Below are 19120 nucleotides of genomic sequence, written 5' to 3' on the forward strand. Positions count from 1 at the left end.
AAAATATTATCCGGTATTAGCCCCGGTTTCCCGGAGTTATCCCAGTCTTATGGGCAGGTTACCCACGTGTTACTCACCCGTCCGCCGCTAACTTCTTGAGAGCAAGCTCTCAATCCATTCGCTCGACTTGCATGTATTAGGCACGCCGCCAGCGTTCATCCTGAGCCAGGATCAAACTCTCCAATAAAGTTAGTTTGTCTAGCATCTAAAAATAAAAATTGACGTTTCACGTTGTTTGTTTCGTTCAGTTTTCAAAGAACTACTCGGTCGCTCATTTGCGACTTCCTTATGTTAACATCTTCGTTTTTCGATGTCAACTAAGTTTTTCAATTTCTTTTTTGTCGTTTTCTGCGTTTCCGCATCAGCGACGGTTATTAATATATCATGGTGAAATTCGAAATGCAACACCTTTTATAAACTTTTTTTTAGATCACCCTAATTTCTTTGTTAATATCATATACTTAAACGAAATATCTCTTTCATGTATACATAATTCCTACATATATTCTATATAAAGTAACTCTATCAAAAGCGTTTCTTTCTATAATAAATGTTTTATTTATATACCATATCATACAAGGAGGAATATATATGGACTATGCCGATTTATTAATCAAACTAGGTCTCTCGGCTATTTTAGGGTTCGCTATCGGTTTAGAGCGCGAATTAAAACGAAAACCACTTGGTTTAAAAACTTGTTTAGTTATTTCTATCATTAGTTGCCTCCTGACGATTGTTTCTATTAAAGCGGCTTACAATTTACCACATACCGATCATATGAATATGGATCCACTTCGACTTGCCGCTCAAATTGTATCAGGAATCGGTTTTTTAGGTGCCGGTGTTATTTTACGAAGAGGAAACGATAGCATTGCAGGACTAACGACTGCTGCTATGATTTGGGGTGCTTCTGGTATTGGTATTGCTGTTGGGGCTGGATTCTATATCGAAGCGATTTTCGGAATGTGTTTCCTTATGATTAGCGTTGAACTTATACCATTAGCAATGAAATTTGTAGGACCGAGATCATTTCGTCAACGTGATATCGCAGTAAAACTTGTTGTGCGAAATATGGACAATATCCCAATTGTAATTGAAGAAATAAAAGAAATGGATATAAAAGTTAAGAATATGAAGCTCAAAACATTGGAGAATGGCTCTCACTATTTACATTTGAAATTATCTATCGATCAAAAAAGGCATACCGCTGATGTTTACTACGCCCTCCAGCATCTTGAAAGTGTCCAACAAACTGAATTAGAAAGTATGTAATGTAAAACAAACTCTCTTTTAAATTAGAGAGTTTTTCTTTTTTCTATAATGGTAACAATGAATGTAGTCCTGCAAAGTAAGGAGGAATAAGAGTTTGAAATCCCGTCCAAATTTAGTAGATACATTTCGTGATTCCATTATTTTTCGTTTAGTTTGCTTTATTGTTTTACTTACTGCTTTTTCTGGCTTCCTTATACATAGATTAGAGCCATCGCACTTCACCACATGGTTTGATGGAGTTTGGTGGTCAATCGTTACCATTTTCACCGTTGGCTATGGTGACTTTGCCCCGCATACACTAATAGGCAAACTTATCGGTATGGGTATTATTTTATTTGGAACCGGTTTTTGTTCTTATTATATGGTTCTGTTCGCCACTGATATGATTAATAAACAATATATGAAAATTAAAGGAGAAGAAGCCGCTACCTCTAACGGTCATATGATTATCGTGGGTTGGAATGAACGGGCAAAACATGTTGTAAAACAAATGCACATCTTACAACCGAACCTTGATATCGTTTTAATTGATGAAACACTTTCTTTACTTCCAAAACCATTTCATCATTTAGAATTTATAAAGGGGTGCCCGCATCACGATCAAACTTTATTAAAAGCTAATATTACAACAGCTCACACTATATTAATAACAGCTGATAAAGAAAAAAATGAAAGCTTAGCAGATACACAGTCCATTTTAAATATTTTAACTGCAAAAGGTCTCAATCCAAACATTCACTGCATCGCTGAACTTCTTACTTCTGAACAAATACAAAATGCAACTAGAGCTGGTGTATCAGAAATTATAGAAGGAAATAAATTAACGAGCTACGTATTTACCGCTTCTCTTTTATTCCCTTCCATTTCAGGCGTACTATTCTCACTTTACGATGAAATCTCTGATAACAAATTACAACTGATGGAGCTTTATCCTTCCTGCACTGGACAAACTTTTGCAAATTGTAGCTATACTCTTTTAAAGCAAAATATTCTCTTACTAGGTATAAAACGCGACGAACAATATATGATTAATCCAGTCCATTCCTTTGTTCTCATTGAAAGCGACATACTCATTGTTATTCACCATTAAGAAAATGTTTTTCTAGTTCCTGCATGAGCACTTTCCCAATATTGATATATTTTCTTTTTACATCTCCGTCTGGATCTTTCGGCTCAGCAAATTGATCCATCCCACTCGTTCCAGCCGTTAAAGTATTTACGTGATCATCTAGTTCGTCTTGATATACGTGCGAAAGAATATACGGCGTTTCCAGACGGACTATTACACCAGGCACATCTAATTCGCCATTCACTGCTGTAAATGGCACTCGCAGAAATTGATAGCCATCTTCTTCATCGATTTTGTAATCAAAGCATCCTTTATCGTAATCCCAATTGCCACCAATGTTATACCCAAGTGGCTTCATTATCTCTTCTAACTTATATAACGCATATGTACGTCCTTCTAAATTTGATTGAATCGGAATCAAGCCCATCCCTCCTAGACTTTTTCTTTAGCATACCCACTCTAGTTTCAATATACCGATGGACTTTTCGATAAAATAATAAAAAGCGACCGGATTCCGGTCGCTTTTTATTATTTTAAACGCTCTTCTAATTCTGCTTTTAACTTTTCAAATCCTGGTTTACCAAGTAAAGCAAACATGTTTTTCTTGTATGCTTCTACTCCTGGTTGGTCGAATGGATTTACGCCTAATAAGTAGCCGCTCATCGCACATGCTTTTTCGAAGAAGTATACAAGGTAACCGAATGTGTACTCATTTAATTCAGGGATATTTACGATTAAGTTTGGTACGCCACCATCGCTATGTGCAAGTAATGTACCTTCGTATGCTTTCGTGTTTACGAAGTCTACAGTTTCACCAGCAAGGTAGTTTAATCCATCTAAATCGTTTTCTTCTGATTCAATTGTTAGTTCATGTGTAGATTTACCTACTTTCAGAACTGTTTCGAATAAGTCACGACGACCTTCTTGAACGTATTGACCTAATGAGTGTAAGTCAGTTGAGAAGTTTGCTGAAGATGGGAAAATACCTTTTTGATCTTTCCCTTCACTTTCACCAAATAACTGTTTCCACCATTCAGAGAAGTATTGAAGTGCCGGCTCATAGTTAACAAGCATTTCAATTGTTTTTCCTTTATTGTATAAAGCGTTACGAACTACTGCGTATTGGTAAGCTGGGTTTTCTTCTAGTTCTGATGCACCAAAGTCATCATGACCAGCAGCTGCACCTTTCATCATCTCTTCAATATTTAAGCCACTTACTGCGATTGGTAATAAACCAACTGGCGTTAATACAGAGAAACGTCCTCCAACATCATCTGGAATAACGAATGTTTCGTAACCTTCGTTATCAGCTAATGTTTTTAATGCACCACGTGCTTTATCTGTCGTTGCATAAATACGTTTGCGAGCTTCTGCTTTTCCATACTTTTCTTCTAATAACTTACGGAAAATACGGAATGCTAGTGCCGGCTCTGTTGTTGTACCTGATTTGGAAATAACGTTAATAGAGAAGTCTTTACCTTCTAATACGTCCATTAAATCTTTCATGTAAGTGGAGCTAATGTTTTGTCCAACAAATAGCACTTGTGGAGTTTTACGTTGTTCTTTAGATAGCGTGTTGTAGAAAGAATGGTTTAACATTTCAATTGCTGCACGTGCTCCTAGGTAAGAACCACCGATACCTACAACAAGTAAAATGTCAGAGTCATTTTTAATTTTTTCTGCGCATTTTTGAATGCGAGCAAATTCTTCTTTGTCATATTGAAGCGGAAGGTCTACCCACCCAAGGAAATCGTTCCCAGCTCCAGTTTTTTCGTGGATTGCATGATGTGTTACTTTCACTGCATCACGTAAATAAGTGATTTCATGTTCACCGATGAAGGATAACGCTTTAGAATAGTCGAACGTTACATGTGTACTCATCTTTTTCCCTCCAATAATGTATATGTATTTCTGTATTCACTTTAGCGAAACTGAAGTTGTAAATCAAGCGATTCAACCATTGTAAACGTAACCAATATATATTTTTTAGAAAAAGTTCATTTTTTGCATAAAAATTCGCATTTTTCGGTATAGATGTATATACATCCTTTTTCTTATATTTTTTATGTATAAAAACAACATAACTACGCCATTCTATAAAGGAGTTAATTAACTCATCGCTTGTTCACGCTTCACAATTAAGGGGGGCTTTTTCATGAGTACTCTGCAACGTATCGCATTAGTCTTTACTGTAATTGGCGCTGTGAACTGGGGACTAATCGGGTTCTTCCAGTTTGACTTAGTGGCAGCCATTTTCGGTGGACAAAATTCAGCTCTTTCCCGTATTATTTACGGCATCGTCGGTATTTCTGGGCTTATCAATCTTGGTTTACTCTTTAAACCATCAGAAAATCTTGGCACTCACCCAGAAACGAACGAAATCCACTAGTCAGTATGTCTTTATTTCACCTCCGACATACGAATATGATTGCATGCAATCATATTTGCAAATATATATCATAAGACAAAGTAAAAGAGGAACGCTCATATGCGCTCCTCTTTTACTTTGTTAACTCGGACTCTTCAATCCATTCGGTTAGCTTTTCTCGCAGCGTATTAAATCCGTTCTCAGATGGATTCGGTATAAGGATCCGCCCTTGTTTTCTTCTCGCCGCTTTTAACGATAAACTCATTTTTCTGTGTTCTTCATCAATTGAAAGTACTTTTACTTCTACTGTATCGCCGACTTTTAAAAAGTCATGAATATCCTTTACATATCCATTTGTAATTTCAGATATATGCACAAGCCCTTGTGTTTCTGCATCTAACGCTACAAATGCTCCGTAATCTTGAATCCCAGTCACTTTCCCTGTTACAACCACTCCAGTTGTATATTGTTCTGACATATGAAACACTCCCATACGTTACCATTTTCTCTACAATTGTAGATAGTAAAGCAGATGATTTATTGTTAAATATCCGATTAGTTAGTACGTACCCTAAGTAAAGCTACTCAGGATATGCATACCTTATATTAGTAAATTATACCACTATGACAGAACTCATTCAAAATTAACGAAAAATTTCCTAGAGTACGTATAATTTTCTAATATTGGGATAGAATACTAACACATGGCTTTCTAGTATTCCCCCCCTTTTATGGACAAAACGTATTATGTTTTGTCCTTTTTTTATTTTCTATAAACCGTTCCATTCTCTTCATTGCTTCCATAAGTTGTTCAAGCGATGTTGCATACGAGCAACGAATAAATCCTTCACCACTTTCGCCAAATACACTTCCAGGTACAACAGCCACCTTTTCTTCTAATAATAACTGTTCTGCAAATTCTGCCGAAGATAGTCCAGTTGAAGAAATAGAAGGAAAGACATAAAATGCTCCGCCCGGCACATGACACGTTAAACCCATTTCATTAAACGATGTCGTCATAAAATTACGGCGTTTCTTATAACTATCTCTCATCCGAATTACTTCATCATTCCCCGCGCGTAACGCTTCGAGTGCTGCGAACTGAGACATTGTCGGTGCACACATCATGGAATATTGATGAATTTTAAGCATTAATTCCGAAAATTGAACAGGAGCTGCAATCATACCGAGGCGCCATCCTGTCATTGCAAACCCTTTTGAAAATCCCGAAATTAAAATTGTATGCTCGCGCATATTTTTAATACTCGCGAAACTTGTATATACTTCGTCGTATACAAGCTCTGCATAAATTTCATCAGATAATACGATTAAATTGTACTTCTCAACAATCACTGCTATTTCTTCAAGCTCGGATTTATTTAACATTGCACCTGTTGGGTTATTTGGTGAACAAAGCAAAATTGCCTTTGTTTTCGCTGTAATAGCTGCTTCAATTTGTTTTGGTTGTACTTTAAACTCGTTTTCTAAAGTCGTTGCCACAGGGACCGGAACTCCTCCAGCTAATGTCACAAGCGGTGCATAAGAAACGAAACTTGGTTCAATAATGAGTACTTCATCATCAGGATTTATAATGGCGCGCATCGCTACATCTAACGCCTGACTCGCTCCAACTGTAACAATGATTTCATCGTTCGGATCATAAAATACTGCAAATTGTTTTTTTAGATACTTTGCTATTTCTTGGCGCAGTTCCAATAATCCTGCATTTGCTGTATATGACGTATATCCTTGTTCTAAAGAACGGATGCATGCTTGCCTTACATTCCAAGGTGTAACAAAGTCAGGCTCTCCTACTCCAAGAGAAATAACACCTTTCATATTTGCTGCTAAATCGAAAAACTTTCGAATACCAGATGGTTGTAAAGATTCTGCCGTTCTAGATAGTTCAAATTGCTTCATGGTGTCACCACAATGCGCTTATCATCATCGTTTTTTTCGTAAATAATTCCCTCATGTTTATACTTTTTCAAAATGAAATGCGTTGTTGTAGAAACAACAGATTCAATTGTTGCTAATTTCTCAGAAACAAACATCGCTACTTCTCCCATTGTCTTTCCTTCTAATGTAATAGAAAGATCGTATGTCCCTGACATTAAATACACAGATTTCACTTCTGAATAACGATAAATTTGTTCAGCAACCGCATCGAACCCAACGCCGCGCTTTGGCGTAACTTTCACATCGATCATCGCCGTTAAACCTGTATGTTCTTTTACCTTCGTCCAATCGATATGTGTTACATAATCCACAATAATCTTTTCCGCTTCTAATTTTTCAACCATCTTCTTTACTTCTTCTACTTCTATATTTAACAGCTTCGCTAATGTATCTACAGATAATCGACTACTTTTTTCAAGACAAGCTAATAATTCTAATTCTTTTTCTGTCACCATATAAATCATCCTTCCTTTTCAGTTGTGTCTAAATTATACAAATACCCTTTCCAGTTTGAAAAGAAGATTTTTTTAGTGAATTATGTCAAAATAAAGTGAAACTTTAATTCATGGAAAGGTTCACCCCATGGATTATTAGCCCACACCAATCGGGCTTTTACGAGCAGTTGATCTCCCACCTCACTTCTTTGCCTCAACCGTCTTTTTAGGTGGGAGTCTTACTGCTCGTTAAAGCGGGGGAAAGTGAAACTTTAATCAGGGGGAAAATGCGTGATAAAGCGAAAGGGGATGGAACCGTGAAACCAAAAGTTTATATTGCTGAACCAGTTCCAACATTTGTAGAAAACTATTTATCAGAACACTGTGATTATGAAAAATGGGAGCAAAATGAGAAGGTACCTCGTGATGTCCTATTGGAGAAAATACAAAATAAAGATGGCTTATTAAATTTCGGATCTGCTATTAATGAAGAATTATTAAATGTAGCTCCTAACTTAAAAGTAGTGAGCAACATTTCTGTCGGTTACGATAATTTTGATTTACAAGCGATGGAAAAGCGCAATGTCATTGGAACGAATACACCATATGTATTAGATGATACAGTAGCGGACCTTGTTTTCGCTCTTATGTTATCTGCTGGTCGCCGCGTCTGCGAACTCGACTCCTACGTGAAAAATGGTGAATGGAACGCCGAAATCGGAAAAGAGCACTTCGGGCTGGATGTACACCATAGTACAATCGGTATTATCGGAATGGGACGAATTGGAGAAGCCGTTGCAAAACGAGCGAAATTCGGATTTGATATGAATGTTCTGTATTATAACCGTCGCCGTAAAGAAGAAGCTGAACAAAAATTCGATGCTACATATTGTGATTTACAGACGTTACTCAAACAATCTGATTTTATTGTTCTTCTTACTCCATTAACAGATGAAACGTATCATCTTATCGGAGAAAAGGAATTTTCATTAATGAAAGAAACAGCAATCTTCATTAATGCCTCTCGCGGAAAAACAGTAGATGAAGAAGCGTTAATACATGCGTTAACAGAAAAGAAAATCTTTGCAGCAGGCATTGATACTTTTACACAAGAGCCGATTCAAAAAGATAATCCGCTCTTATCATTACAAAATGTTGTGACTTTACCACACATCGGATCTGCAACATTAAAAACTAGGCAGCAAATGGCTATGACAGCCGCTGAAAATTTAGTTGCAGTGTTACAAGGAAAAACACCGCCTAATATTGTTCGTGGATAATGATGAATAAGCAAAAGGCAAGATGACATCGTCATCTTGCCTTTTTTTGTTAACATATTTTTTTCTGCCTTGGAGATGATATGAACAAAAATCAATGGAGTGACAAAAAATGAATCACGAATATACTTGTCCTTATTTCACTTTTTCCACTCGCGGCACTACTATTCATTACGAGTTGTATGAACATGACAACAAAACGGAACGTCCTACTTTCGTACTCGTTCACGGCTTTTTATCTTCCTCATTCAGTTACCGCCGCCTCATTCCTTTATTATCGAAAGCAGGAACAGTACTAGCTCTTGATTTGCCACCGTTCGGAAAAAGTGATAAGTCTCATCTCTTTAAGTATTCTTATCATAATTTAGCAACGGTTATTATTGATTTAATTGAACATTTATCTCTCTCAAATATTGTGTTAGTTGGGCATTCTATGGGTGGACAAATTTCTCTCTATGTAAACCGTATACGCCCTGAATTAATCTCAAAGACAATTTTACTATGCAGCTCTAGCTATTTAGCACGCGCAACCTTACCTTTACTGTACTCTTCTTATTTACCGTTCTTTCATTTATACGTAAAGAACTGGATTATACGGCGCGGGATTGTTCATAACTTAATGAATGTCGTTCATGATCACTCATTAATTGACGATGAAATGAAGGAAGGTTACTCCGCTCCTTTTTATGACAACCGTATATTCCCTGCTTTAACTCGTATGATAAGAGACCGTGAAGGTGATTTATCTTCAACTGAATTACAAAAAATCGAAACACCTACACTACTCATTTGGGGTGAAAAAGATCGTGTGGTCCCTGTACATGTAGGTCATCGGCTACACAAAGATTTACCAAATTCGAAATTTATTTCTTACGAAAACACAGGACATTTACTACCTGAAGAAAAGCCTGAACTTGTTTATGAAGAAATTATCGCTTTTTCTGCACAATAATATAAAGTGAAACTTTAATCAGTGGGGGGCTTCATCCTCCACTGATTATTAGTTGAACCAATCGGGCATTTACGGGCAGTGGATCTCCCCCTAACTTTTTTGCTCTACCCGAATTTTGAGGTGGGAGTTTTACTGCCCGTTAATGCGGGGCAGAAGGCTGTCGGAAATTCCGACAGCCTACAATGAACAACTTCCGCCTTCTTTTATTACAAGTAATTCCACAGCTAACTTCTCACATTTTCCAAGCGCAGGTACTTCCTCAAAAGACATAAAGTATATATGTTGAATCTTTTTTGCGATGTATTTTGGATCGTCGAACACACTTACGACGTTCACAACATCGCTCGCTTCTGTTTCATAAAACTCCGGTCCCATTTGAAACGGATCCCAATTCTTCACAACCTCTATCATCTTTTCATATGTACCCATTCGCTTCCCGCCTTTTCACTTTTTAATGCTTTTCTTTATCCTATCACATCAGCTATTCTATAAGAAGAGAGAGAACTTTCATAACTTAACGGTTTACAGAAGAAGGGGGCAAACTTATGCAACTATTTCATAAAACAGTCAATCGACGTGGAACTCATAGTACGAAATGGGATACGTATAAAAACGAAGAACTTCTCCATGCTTGGATTGCTGATATGGATTTTGAAGTACCACAACCAATTCAGACTGCTTTAAAGAAACGTATCGAGCATCCTATTTTCGGCTATACACTTCCTCCCGAAAATATTGGAGATATTATTTGTAACTGGACAAAAAAACAGTACAACTGGGATATTCAAAAAGATTGGATTGTCTTTAGCGCGGGAATCGTTCCAGCTCTTAGTGCGAGCATACAGGCCTTCACAAAGGAACACGAATCCGTTCTCGTACAACCACCTATTTATCCCCCATTTTTCGAAATGGTCACAACAAACAACAGACAATTATGCTTGAGTCCTTTACAGAAACAAAATGATACATATACGATAGACTTTGATCATTTAGAAAAGCAATTTCAACAAGGCGTCAAACTCATGCTTCTTTGTAGTCCTCACAATCCAATCGGGCGTGTTTGGTCAAAAGAGGAACTTACACAACTTGGCACGTTATGTACAAAATATAATGTAATCGTTGTCGCGGATGAAATTCATTCCGATATTATTTACGGAGATCGTACGCATACACCGTTCGCTTCCTTATCTGAAGAATTAGCAGCGCGCACGATTACTTGTATGGCTCCGAGTAAAACATTTAATATCGCTGGATTACAGGCATCGATTATTATCATTCCAAACGAAAAACTCCGTCAAACCTTTATATCTATCCAATATAGACAAGGTTTCCACGGATTAAATACATTTGCCTATACAGCGATGCAAAGTGCCTATACAGAATGTAATGATTGGCTACATGAAATTCGATTATATATAGAAGATAACGCTCAATTCGCTTGTAAATATATTAAAAATCACATACCCGCTCTTTCTGTAACGAAACCAGAAGGTAGCTTTTTATTATGGATTGATTGCTCCCGCCTACAGCTTTCTCAAAATGAACGCACTGCATTACTTGAGGAAAAAGGGAAAATCATCGTTGAACCTGGTGAGAAATACGGATTAGGCGGCGAAGAACATATTCGAATTAACATCGGCTGTCCAAGATCTGTTTTAGAAGAAATTTTAAATAGACTGCGCCATACGTTTTCAGAATAAGAAAGGAGGTAATTCGGGAAAACCTCCTTTATCAATATCTTTTCAAATACGTTTCACAAAAAAAGCTACCATGCACGGTAGCTTTTACTTTTTCTTCATATCCGATGCTTTTTTTACAATGACACCACAAGCAATTCGATCACCGGATTTACCTGTCGGTTGTGTCATACCATCATCAGCGTTCTCTGTAATAATAATAGACGCTCCATCTTTTCTATGAATCGTCGTTTTTCCTTCTTCAAGCGTTATATGCGGCGCATCGATTTCTGCTTTAATTTTTCCAGAACCATCTGCAATTACGTTCGGTAAATCACCATTTTCTGCACCTTTCGGATTAAGAAGACCATGCTTTTTATTATCAGGATTAAAATGATTCCCAGATGATTCAAATCGTGGTGCTTTACACTCACCAATTTCGTGTACATGTATGCCGTGCGGGCCAGGTGCGAAACCTTCCCCTTTAACCGTAATTTTCACTCCGCTTGTTTGCTGCACTACTTTTGCAGTCCCCACTTCATCGCCTGAAGCATTATGTAATTTCACGTCAATTTCTTTCGGCTTTCCTTGGTCACAACCTGCCATCAGAAATAATAAACAACAACTGAAAAAAAGCCGTTTTTGCATTCTATTCCCTCCAAAATATATTCTGCCCTTAGATTGTCCGAGCATAGAGGGAAACATACAAAAATGAGTTACTGTTTCTTTTCCGCTAACAGTTTTTCTTCAACTTTCTGTAACCGCTCCGCTTCTCGTTTTGATACACGAATGAACATACGCCACGTAGCAACGGCACCAATGATAAATAGAACGCAAACAATCCCTGGAATAATATATTCTGTTTTATCTTCCGGAAAATATAAAGGCATCATATTGAACACTCCTTATGTTTGGATTGAAAAACATCAGAATTTTCTGTTATATATCTTTAAATTATAGTTGAACCGATTCATATTCTCAAGGGGGCGTTCCGAAAGAGAAGGATTTCTTTGACTCCTTCGCACACTTTCCTTACTATAAACTTGAGGTGAAAAATATGAGAGAAACATTTGAAATTGGCGAAATCGTTACTGGTATTTATAAAACTGGCAAATACATCGGCGAAGTTACAAATAGCCGTCCTGGCAGTTACGTCGTAAAAGTGTTAGCTGTTTTAAAACATCCGGTGCAAGGTGACTTACATAACGTAAAACAAGCTGACGTACCATTTTTCCATGAAAGACGCGCTTTAGCTTTCCGTGAACAGACGAACATTCCGGAGCAAATGGTGAAGAAATATGAAGGAGAAATTCCAGAGTATACAGAGTCACTCAAATTAGCATTGGAAACTCAAATGAATTCATTTTCTGAAGATGATTCACCTTTTGCGGTTCGTAGTCTAGCAACATTAGAACAGTTAAAAAAAGACTACAAACTTTAAAAAAACAAAACGACCAAATTACATACTGTGCAATTTGGTCGTTACTGTGTACTCACTTTCTTTAACACTTTTGAAAAATCAACTAGTTCTCCTAACGTTGGAGGTGCTGGTTTCACTAAATACTCTTTATCTTTTTCTACTAACTTAAAAATATTATACGTCGTCATCGCATCATCTAGCGCACAATGATGCTTACCCGTCCCTGCTTTTCCATATGCCTCAATTGCTTTCCACAATCCTGTTTGATTTCTCTCTCCAAAAAACTTCTTATACTCAAGTGATAAATCACGACACTGTCCTAAGAACGGAAAGTCTACTCTTGCCATTTCACAATTATGCTTCAACACTTTCATATCCATATTTCCCCACGTAACAATGGTTGGTTTACATCTCCTTTCATATTCTGCAAGTTTTTCAACAAGTTCTGGAAACGAAATTCCTTTATCTACGACTTCTTGTTTAATTCCTAAAAATTTCTTACATCGATCCGTTAAAGAAGGAAAAGTTTTCGGCCTAACATGAGCTGAATACGTGTCTTCTACCTTACAGCCAACAACCGAAACGAGTCCTACCTCAATAATTTCCGGGAAAAATCCTTTTGGTTTTTTTCTGTGCTGGGGCATCGTAAACTCAAAATCCAAAAATAAAAATTGTTGTTCATCCATACGATCCCTTCCTTATCATCTTTGTCATTCCTTTCTATTTGACACTCCTACACGAACAAGCTCGAATGCTAATTCCATTTTAAATATTCAGATTGGATGTATCTTATATATATGTCAAATGCCCACAAATATTTTTAAAAATAAGAAAAAATGACCGATGCAGAAAATATGACAAAATACCCCCTCTCATTTACATCCTCCATTTTTCTACTTTATAATGACTTTATGTGTGTTTCTTTGGGAACATTTTTGACACACTAAGAAAAGTGAATGAAAGGAGATGAGAGTTTTGCACGAAACAACGCAAGAGCTCGCAAACTGGCAGTATTATTTTGCTATCGCAGTCTTTTTAATTACATATGCCATTATTATTTCAGAAAAAATTAATCGCGCTGTCATCGCACTTCTTGGTGCAGCACTCATGGTAATTATGGGGGTCGTTGATTTACACAACGCCTTTACGAAACATATTGAATGGGGGACGATTACGCTACTCATCGGTATGATGATTCTGGTGAACATTACGAGTAAATCGGGTGTCTTCCAATACGTTGCCATTAAAGCAGCAAAAGGGGCGCAAGGAAATCCAATTAAAATTTTAATTTCACTTTCCTTACTTACTGCGCTTGGTTCCGCATTTTTAGATAACGTTACAACTGTACTTCTTGTTGTTCCAGTTACTTTATCTATTACGCGCATACTGCAAGTAAATCCTGTTCCTTATTTACTTTCTGAAATTATTTTTTCAAACATTGGAGGAACAGCAACATTAATTGGTGATCCACCTAACATTATGATTGGTTCTGCAAATAAGCATTTAGATTTCAATGCGTTCTTATTCAACTTAGCACCTATCGTAATCATTATTATTGCTGTTACAGCGACAATACTTTACTTCATGTACCGTAAACAATTAATTGCTGATCCTGTACAAGTTAAAAAATTAATGAGTTTAGATGAAAAACAATACATTAAAGATCCAGTATTAATGAAAAAATCTTTAACCGTACTTGGACTTACAATCGTAGGTTTCATGACTCATTCGATCTTCCATGTTGATGCAGCTATCATCGCTTTAACTGGTGCTACTGTACTTATGCTAATCGGTGTGAAAGAACATGAAATTGAAGAAGTATTCGCAAGTGTAGAGTGGGTAACAATCTTCTTCTTCGCGGGACTATTCGTACTCGTTGGAGGACTTATCGATATCGGGCTTATCAAAATGTTAGCTCAAAAAGTAATTGGAATAACAGGCGGAGATGTTTCTTACGCATCTATCCTTATTTTATGGGTATCTGGTATCGCCTCTGCAACAATTGATAACATTCCATTCGTTGCAACAATGATCCCACTTATTAACGATATGGCAGTTGGGCTAGGTTTATCACCTTCTGACGCACAAATCGACGTATTATGGTGGGCATTAGCATTAGGTGCTTGTCTAGGTGGAAACGGAACATTAATCGGAGCTTCTGCTAACGTAATTGTTGCAGGTATCGCAAGTCGTGAGGGCCATAAATTTAGCTACATGGAATTCCTTAAAGTCGGCTTCCCAATTATGATCGTTTCATTAATCATTTCTCATATTTATATTTATTTACGCTACCTTATGTAGTAGAAAAAGGGTTGTCACATGTGACAGCCCTTTTTCTTGTTCAATACAATTATATGAATGATTTTTCAAATATCCCTACTCGTTATACCTTACCGGCTCATTCCGAATAATGAACAAGTGAATCGGTAAGAAAACCGAAAATGTGATTGTATGAATAATCGTAAACAATATAGAATTCGTTCCGTATCTATCTAAAATTGCGTAGATAAGATAAATAGACAGCACAATCGATACAGCTGTTGCTAATAAATATAGAATTGGTACGAAGTTAAAAATGAAACATGCGACATATATGCCGAATACTTTCCATCCTGCTTCTTCTTTTAAGAAATCCGGTAATTTATCTTTTGCTAAATCACCCCATATCTTACTATTTAAAAAAGGAATAAACGCAAGAGCACCATCCGTTGCACCATCATTTTTCGCCATCGTATACAGTGCAAAAGCCGTTAATAAATACGCAATAATTGCCCAAATCAATACAACAAGAATAAACGCAAAACTAAGAGCAAAGAAACCTGCTAGTACGCCTTGATCTTCCATCTTATCCTCTCCTCTCTACTCTCAACATATTTCATTCCATTGCAAGTTATGTTTTAAAATTTATCCAAACTCTCTGTATAATAATAGGAGCGAGATAATAAGAGAGGAGAACGTACTTATGCATCCATTTGTACAAGCATTACAAGAGCATTTCACAGCCCATAAAAATCCTGAAAAAGCAGAACCGATGGCACGTTATATGAAAAACCACTTCCCATTTCTCGGTATTCAAACACCTGAAAGAAGACAGTTATTAAAAGACGTTATCCAAATACACACTCTTCCAGATCAAAAAGATTTTCAAATTATCGTACGTGAACTTTGGGATTTACCAGAACGTGAATTTCAAGCGGCTGCACTCGATATTATGCAAAAATATAAAAAGCATATAAATGAAACGCATATCCCGTTTTTAGAAGAACTCATTGTAACAAAATCTTGGTGGGATTCTGTCGATAGCATCATCCCTACATTTTTAGGGGATATCTTTTTAAAACACCCAGAATTGATTTCTGCATACATCCCAAAATGGATTGCATCAGACAACATATGGTTACAACGCGCCGCTATTTTATTCCAGCTAAAATATAAACAAAAGATGGACGAAGAACTTCTTTTCTGGATTATTGGACAACTACATTCTTCAAAAGAATTTTTCATTCAAAAAGCGATTGGCTGGATCCTTCGGGAGTATGCAAAAACGAAGCCCGATGTCGTTTGGGAATACGTGCAAAATAACGAGCTTGCTCCCCTTAGTAAACGTGAAGCAATTAAGCACATTAAACAAAATTACGGAATAAATAACGAAAAAACAGGCGAGACTCTATCATAGATAGACGCGTTCCTCTATTGAGATTTAAAAAAGAACGTGTTAGAATATGTTCATTATTATTAATATAAGTAGCGATGACGGACTTATAAGTACTTGCACAAAAGCGATTCAGGGATAGTGAAAGCCTGAAGCCGCAAGGAAACGGCAGTCCCGAGCAATACGTGATAAAGTGGATGCACCTGTTGTGTATCAACTAGGGTGGAACCGCGGGCAAACGCTCGTCCCTAGGCAATTAAGCCTTGGGATGAGCGTTTTTTTATGTTTTCAAAGCATATACCGCTCGTTTCACTAGTATCTGAGCACGTCATCGCCAATACGTTAACTTTCAAAAGGAGGATTTTATTATGTATTCAATGGAACAAGTTGTAAACTTAGCGAAACATCGCGGTTTTGTTTTCCCTGGTTCTGAAATTTACGGTGGTCTTGCAAACACTTGGGATTACGGTCCACTTGGAATCGAATTAAAAAATAACGTTAAAAAAGCTTGGTGGAAAAAATTCATTCAAGAATCTCCATACAACGTTGGTTTAGACGCAGCTATTTTAATGAACCCAAAAACTTGGATCGCTTCTGGTCACGTTGGTAACTTCAACGATCCAATGATCGACTGTAAAAAATGTAAAGCGCGTCACCGTGCTGACAAATTAATTGAAGATGCACTAGATGCAAAAGGCATCGAAATGGTTGTTGATGGTCTTACTTTCGACCAAATGGCTGACTTAATGAAAGAACATGAAGTAAAATGTCCTGATTGCGGTAGTGAAGAGTTCACTGAAATCCGTCAGTTCAACTTAATGTTCAAAACATTCCAAGGTGTTACAGAGTCTAGCACAAACGAAATCTTCCTTCGTCCTGAAACAGCACAAGGTATTTTCGTAAACTTTAAAAACGTACAACGCTCTATGCGTAAAAAGCTTCCATTTGGTATTGGCCAAATCGGTAAGAGTTTCCGTAACGAAATCACGCCTGGTAACTTCACATTCCGTACACGTGAATTCGAACAAATGGAACTTGAATTCTTCTGTAAGCCTGGTGAAGATTTAGAATGGTTCGCATTCTGGCGTGAAACTTGTAAGAACTGGTTACTTTCACTTGGTATGACTGAAGAAAGCATGCGTCTTCGTGACCACGGTGAAGAGGAATTATCTCACTACAGTAACGCAACAACTGATATTGAATTTAGATTCCCATTCGGTTGGGGCGAACTATGGGGCGTAGCATCTCGTACAGACTTCGATTTAAAACGTCACATGGAACACTCTAATGAAGACTTTAACTATATCGATCCACAAACGAATGAGCGTTACGTACCGTACTGCATCGAGCCATCTTTAGGTGCTGACCGTGTAACATTAGCATTCTTATGTGATGCATATGAAGAAGAGCAATTAGAAAACGATTCTCGTACAGTTCTTCGTTTCCACCCTGCTTTAGCACCATACAAAGCAGCTATCTTACCATTATCTAAAAAGCTATCTGAAGGTGCTACTGAAGTATTCGCAGAACTAGCTAAAGACTTCATGGTAGACTTTGACGAAACTGGTTCTATCGGTAAACGTTACCGTCGTCAAGACGAAATCGGTACACCATTCTGTATCACTTACGACTTCGACTCAGTTGAAGACAAAGCTGTTACAGTACGTGACCGTGACACAATGGAACAAGTTCGTATGCCAATTAGCGAGCTAAAAGGCTTCTTAGAGAAGAAAATCCAGTTCTAATTATAAAAAAGAGGCGCTCTATTGAGCCGCCTCTTTTTACTTTTCACGTTTTTCTTTAATTGCTACTGTACATCTTGATATACATAGTAAATCATCATTCTCATCAATAATACGTACATCCCAAACCATCGTTGAATGTCCTCTATGTATCGGTGTTCCGATTGCTGTTACAATTCCATCTTTCTTTGAGCGAATGTGATTTGCATTAATTTCTAGACCGAAACAAATACATTTCTCTTGATCAATTAAATTGTATGAACCAACGCTAGCTACTGTTTCTGCTAATGCAAGAGATGCACCACCGTGTAAAAAACCAAATGGCTGATGCGTACGCTCATCAACAGGCATCGTAGCAACCACCTTATCTTCTGTCATCTCTAACAACTCAATTCCAAGTGAATCCATTAAAGTTTTTCCCATATCGTTTCCTCCTTCTCTTACTTTAATTGAATGTATAATTTTACCTATTTATTTTCAAACTACTTATAACACTTATATAAGGAGGTTTCACCTAAATGAAACAGAAATTTTGTATATTACTGCTTATGTTCTCCTTGCTGACTATTGTACCAAATTGTGCACTAGCAGCCAAAGCATCCAACCTGACAATCGATGTTCAGACTGTAACACAAAAAGGTAAGAAACCTTATATAGAATATCAAATTAACAGACCTTCTTTTCACAATTTTTCCGATTCTAAATTTCAAAATAAGCTCAATTTCTATTACAAAAAATCTACTGACAAATTTAAAACCAAATTAGAAAAAGACGCAAAAAAATATTATAAAGAAACGGAAGGATCTAGCACACCTTTTCATCCGTACGTGGCGAATGTTGATTATAAAGTTTCCTTAAATAAACCACCCTTACTCAGCCTATATTTGAATTACTATCAATATACAGGCGGAGCACACGGTCTTTATACGTGGAAGGCAAACACATTTGATTTAAATGAAAAAAAGTTACTACGCTTAGATGATTTATTTCAACAAGAAGATAAATATAAAGAAGTAATCCTCGCTGAGATCGTAAGACAAATTAAACAAAATGAAGGCATTTATTTTCCCGATGCAACTGAAAAGGTCATGAGCACGAAAAAGTTCCACTTCTTTTTAGAACCAGACAATCTCGTCATTTATTTCCCTTTATATGAGATTGCTCCTTATTCAAGCGGAATTCCTCAATTTCGTATTCCGTATACGTTGCTAAGAGATTATTTGAAGCCTTCTTATCAAAATATTTTGATTGACAACAAGTAAATATTTTCGCTACGATAATGTTAACCTGAAAACAACA

The 19120-nt window shown here is 37.0% G+C and carries 22 protein-coding genes and 1 rRNA gene; 11 read left to right on the forward strand and 12 right to left on the reverse strand.

Annotated features, from left to right (window positions below):
• Window positions 1-187, reverse strand: a 16S ribosomal RNA gene (locus ABH961_RS24555); the annotation flags it as partial.
• A 404-nt stretch (window positions 188-591) separates the two neighbouring features.
• On the opposite strand from ABH961_RS24555, the gene ABH961_RS24560 reads away from it, so the two are divergent.
• The gene (locus ABH961_RS24560) at window positions 592-1272 is read left to right on the forward strand and encodes an MgtC/SapB family protein (protein WP_000384160.1); all 681 of its coding nucleotides are present in this window, start codon (window positions 592-594) and stop codon (window positions 1270-1272) included.
• A gap of 94 nt (window positions 1273-1366) precedes the next feature.
• Entirely contained in the window at window positions 1367-2362 is a 996-nt protein-coding gene (locus ABH961_RS24565) for a potassium channel family protein (RefSeq protein ID WP_087986054.1), read from the forward strand.
• Here the strand turns inward: ABH961_RS24565 and ABH961_RS24570 are convergent.
• Together ABH961_RS24570 and ABH961_RS24575 are read right to left on the reverse strand one after the other, a co-directional pair.
• Window positions 2349-2762, reverse strand: coding sequence for a YugN-like family protein (locus ABH961_RS24570; protein ID WP_137014476.1), 414 nt, complete (start codon window positions 2760-2762; stop codon window positions 2349-2351). The genes ABH961_RS24565 and ABH961_RS24570 overlap by 14 nt on opposite strands.
• 107 nt (window positions 2763-2869) lie before the next feature.
• Window positions 2870-4222 (reverse strand): glucose-6-phosphate isomerase, encoded by a 1353-nt coding sequence (locus tag ABH961_RS24575; protein ID WP_048542213.1) that lies wholly within the window; start codon window positions 4220-4222, stop codon window positions 2870-2872.
• Window positions 4223-4496: 274 nt separating this feature from the next.
• Between ABH961_RS24575 and ABH961_RS24580 the strand changes: the two genes are divergently transcribed.
• Window positions 4497-4730, forward strand: a complete 234-nt coding sequence (locus ABH961_RS24580; protein WP_048542215.1) for a DUF378 domain-containing protein — start codon at window positions 4497-4499, stop codon at window positions 4728-4730.
• A 112-nt stretch (window positions 4731-4842) separates the two neighbouring features.
• On the opposite strand, the gene yugI is transcribed toward ABH961_RS24580, so the two are convergent.
• From yugI to ABH961_RS24595, 3 genes are all read right to left on the reverse strand, one after another.
• Window positions 4843-5187, reverse strand: coding sequence for a S1 domain-containing post-transcriptional regulator GSP13 (gene yugI, locus ABH961_RS24585; RefSeq protein ID WP_000003769.1), 345 nt, complete (start codon window positions 5185-5187; stop codon window positions 4843-4845).
• 251 nt (window positions 5188-5438) lie between these two features.
• The gene (locus ABH961_RS24590; RefSeq protein WP_098642734.1) at window positions 5439-6629 is read right to left on the reverse strand and encodes an aminotransferase; all 1191 of its coding nucleotides are present in this window, start codon (window positions 6627-6629) and stop codon (window positions 5439-5441) included.
• The gene (locus ABH961_RS24595) at window positions 6626-7123 is read right to left on the reverse strand and encodes an Lrp/AsnC family transcriptional regulator (protein WP_000255701.1); all 498 of its coding nucleotides are present in this window, start codon (window positions 7121-7123) and stop codon (window positions 6626-6628) included. Before ABH961_RS24595 ends, ABH961_RS24590 begins: the two co-directional genes overlap by 4 nt.
• Before the next feature lie 266 nt (window positions 7124-7389).
• Here ABH961_RS24595 and ABH961_RS24600 point away from each other — a divergent pair, with 266 nt between their 5' ends.
• The gene (locus ABH961_RS24600; RefSeq protein WP_002008866.1) at window positions 7390-8382 is read left to right on the forward strand and encodes a 2-hydroxyacid dehydrogenase; all 993 of its coding nucleotides are present in this window, start codon (window positions 7390-7392) and stop codon (window positions 8380-8382) included.
• Between the two features lie 109 nt (window positions 8383-8491).
• Window positions 8492-9331 carry an alpha/beta fold hydrolase gene (locus tag ABH961_RS24605; RefSeq protein WP_001015207.1) on the forward strand — a complete coding sequence of 280 codons (840 nt, stop codon included), beginning with the start codon at window positions 8492-8494 and terminating at the stop codon, window positions 9329-9331.
• A 177-nt stretch (window positions 9332-9508) separates the two neighbouring features.
• Here ABH961_RS24605 and ABH961_RS24610 read toward each other — a convergent pair whose 3' ends face one another.
• Complete coding sequence (locus ABH961_RS24610; RefSeq protein ID WP_000537643.1) at window positions 9509-9760, reverse strand: YugE family protein; 252 nt, start codon at window positions 9758-9760, stop codon at window positions 9509-9511.
• 116 nt (window positions 9761-9876) lie between these two features.
• On the opposite strand from ABH961_RS24610, the gene ABH961_RS24615 reads away from it, so the two are divergent.
• Window positions 9877-11031, forward strand: coding sequence for a MalY/PatB family protein (locus ABH961_RS24615; RefSeq protein ID WP_098078252.1), 1155 nt, complete (start codon window positions 9877-9879; stop codon window positions 11029-11031).
• Window positions 11032-11115: 84 nt separating this feature from the next.
• Here ABH961_RS24615 and sodC read toward each other — a convergent pair whose 3' ends face one another.
• The gene (gene sodC / locus ABH961_RS24620; protein WP_098078254.1) at window positions 11116-11655 is read right to left on the reverse strand and encodes a superoxide dismutase [Cu-Zn]; all 540 of its coding nucleotides are present in this window, start codon (window positions 11653-11655) and stop codon (window positions 11116-11118) included.
• Between the two features lie 68 nt (window positions 11656-11723).
• Window positions 11724-11900 carry a hypothetical protein gene (locus ABH961_RS24625; RefSeq protein WP_000982763.1) on the reverse strand — a complete coding sequence of 59 codons (177 nt, stop codon included), beginning with the start codon at window positions 11898-11900 and terminating at the stop codon, window positions 11724-11726.
• Between the two features lie 164 nt (window positions 11901-12064).
• On the opposite strand from ABH961_RS24625, the gene kapB reads away from it, so the two are divergent.
• Window positions 12065-12448: a kinase-associated lipoprotein KapB gene (kapB, locus tag ABH961_RS24630; RefSeq protein ID WP_098078257.1), complete on the forward strand. Its 384-nt coding sequence runs from the start codon at window positions 12065-12067 to the stop codon at window positions 12446-12448.
• Window positions 12449-12489: 41 nt separating this feature from the next.
• On the opposite strand, the gene kapD is transcribed toward kapB, so the two are convergent.
• Window positions 12490-13113 carry a 3'-5' exonuclease KapD gene (kapD, locus tag ABH961_RS24635; RefSeq protein WP_000344317.1) on the reverse strand — a complete coding sequence of 208 codons (624 nt, stop codon included), beginning with the start codon at window positions 13111-13113 and terminating at the stop codon, window positions 12490-12492.
• A gap of 289 nt (window positions 13114-13402) precedes the next feature.
• Between kapD and ABH961_RS24640 the strand changes: the two genes are divergently transcribed.
• Window positions 13403-14728: an ArsB/NhaD family transporter gene (locus tag ABH961_RS24640; RefSeq protein WP_141520002.1), complete on the forward strand. Its 1326-nt coding sequence runs from the start codon at window positions 13403-13405 to the stop codon at window positions 14726-14728.
• Window positions 14729-14803: 75 nt separating this feature from the next.
• On the opposite strand, the gene ABH961_RS24645 is transcribed toward ABH961_RS24640, so the two are convergent.
• Window positions 14804-15271 carry a hypothetical protein gene (locus tag ABH961_RS24645; RefSeq protein ID WP_000390066.1) on the reverse strand — a complete coding sequence of 156 codons (468 nt, stop codon included), beginning with the start codon at window positions 15269-15271 and terminating at the stop codon, window positions 14804-14806.
• Window positions 15272-15389: 118 nt separating this feature from the next.
• On the opposite strand from ABH961_RS24645, the gene ABH961_RS24650 reads away from it, so the two are divergent.
• Window positions 15390-16103: a DNA alkylation repair protein gene (locus ABH961_RS24650; protein WP_098132425.1), complete on the forward strand. Its 714-nt coding sequence runs from the start codon at window positions 15390-15392 to the stop codon at window positions 16101-16103.
• A 344-nt stretch (window positions 16104-16447) separates the two neighbouring features.
• Window positions 16448-17824 carry a glycine--tRNA ligase gene (locus tag ABH961_RS24655; RefSeq protein ID WP_000287155.1) on the forward strand — a complete coding sequence of 459 codons (1377 nt, stop codon included), beginning with the start codon at window positions 16448-16450 and terminating at the stop codon, window positions 17822-17824.
• Window positions 17825-17860: 36 nt separating this feature from the next.
• Here ABH961_RS24655 and ABH961_RS24660 read toward each other — a convergent pair whose 3' ends face one another.
• Window positions 17861-18244, reverse strand: a complete 384-nt coding sequence (locus tag ABH961_RS24660) for a hotdog fold thioesterase (protein WP_000520763.1) — start codon at window positions 18242-18244, stop codon at window positions 17861-17863.
• Window positions 18245-18339: 95 nt separating this feature from the next.
• Here ABH961_RS24660 and ABH961_RS24665 point away from each other — a divergent pair, with 95 nt between their 5' ends.
• Window positions 18340-19083 carry a DUF3298 and DUF4163 domain-containing protein gene (locus ABH961_RS24665; protein WP_098078265.1) on the forward strand — a complete coding sequence of 248 codons (744 nt, stop codon included), beginning with the start codon at window positions 18340-18342 and terminating at the stop codon, window positions 19081-19083.
• Window positions 19084-19120 lie beyond the last annotated feature (37 nt).

This window comes from Bacillus sp. RC251, from assembly GCF_044908765.1.
GTDB lineage: Bacteria > Bacillota > Bacilli > Bacillales > Bacillaceae_G > Bacillus_A > Bacillus_A wiedmannii.

What these genes read in the sequence shown, in the direction of transcription:
- ABH961_RS24560 (WP_000384160.1), top strand. Translation starts at nt 592, where the DNA reads ATGGACTATGCCGATTTATTAATCAAACTAGGTCTCTCGGCTATTTTA.
- ABH961_RS24575 (WP_048542213.1), bottom strand. Translation starts at nt 4,222, where the DNA reads ATGAGTACACATGTAACGTTCGACTATTCTAAAGCGTTATCCTTCATC.
- ABH961_RS24580 (WP_048542215.1), top strand. Translation starts at nt 4,497, where the DNA reads ATGAGTACTCTGCAACGTATCGCATTAGTCTTTACTGTAATTGGCGCT.
- yugI (WP_000003769.1), bottom strand. Translation starts at nt 5,187, where the DNA reads ATGTCAGAACAATATACAACTGGAGTGGTTGTAACAGGGAAAGTGACT.
- ABH961_RS24590 (WP_098642734.1), bottom strand. Translation starts at nt 6,629, where the DNA reads ATGAAGCAATTTGAACTATCTAGAACGGCAGAATCTTTACAACCATCT.
- ABH961_RS24595 (WP_000255701.1), bottom strand. Translation starts at nt 7,123, where the DNA reads ATGGTGACAGAAAAAGAATTAGAATTATTAGCTTGTCTTGAAAAAAGT.
- ABH961_RS24600 (WP_002008866.1), top strand. Translation starts at nt 7,390, where the DNA reads ATGCGTGATAAAGCGAAAGGGGATGGAACCGTGAAACCAAAAGTTTAT.
- ABH961_RS24605 (WP_001015207.1), top strand. Translation starts at nt 8,492, where the DNA reads ATGAATCACGAATATACTTGTCCTTATTTCACTTTTTCCACTCGCGGC.
- ABH961_RS24610 (WP_000537643.1), bottom strand. Translation starts at nt 9,760, where the DNA reads ATGGGTACATATGAAAAGATGATAGAGGTTGTGAAGAATTGGGATCCG.
- ABH961_RS24615 (WP_098078252.1), top strand. Translation starts at nt 9,877, where the DNA reads ATGCAACTATTTCATAAAACAGTCAATCGACGTGGAACTCATAGTACG.
- sodC (WP_098078254.1), bottom strand. Translation starts at nt 11,655, where the DNA reads ATGCAAAAACGGCTTTTTTTCAGTTGTTGTTTATTATTTCTGATGGCA.
- ABH961_RS24625 (WP_000982763.1), bottom strand. Translation starts at nt 11,900, where the DNA reads ATGATGCCTTTATATTTTCCGGAAGATAAAACAGAATATATTATTCCA.
- kapB (WP_098078257.1), top strand. Translation starts at nt 12,065, where the DNA reads ATGAGAGAAACATTTGAAATTGGCGAAATCGTTACTGGTATTTATAAA.
- kapD (WP_000344317.1), bottom strand. Translation starts at nt 13,113, where the DNA reads ATGGATGAACAACAATTTTTATTTTTGGATTTTGAGTTTACGATGCCC.
- ABH961_RS24645 (WP_000390066.1), bottom strand. Translation starts at nt 15,271, where the DNA reads ATGGAAGATCAAGGCGTACTAGCAGGTTTCTTTGCTCTTAGTTTTGCG.
- ABH961_RS24650 (WP_098132425.1), top strand. Translation starts at nt 15,390, where the DNA reads ATGCATCCATTTGTACAAGCATTACAAGAGCATTTCACAGCCCATAAA.
- ABH961_RS24655 (WP_000287155.1), top strand. Translation starts at nt 16,448, where the DNA reads ATGTATTCAATGGAACAAGTTGTAAACTTAGCGAAACATCGCGGTTTT.
- ABH961_RS24660 (WP_000520763.1), bottom strand. Translation starts at nt 18,244, where the DNA reads ATGGGAAAAACTTTAATGGATTCACTTGGAATTGAGTTGTTAGAGATG.
- ABH961_RS24665 (WP_098078265.1), top strand. Translation starts at nt 18,340, where the DNA reads ATGAAACAGAAATTTTGTATATTACTGCTTATGTTCTCCTTGCTGACT.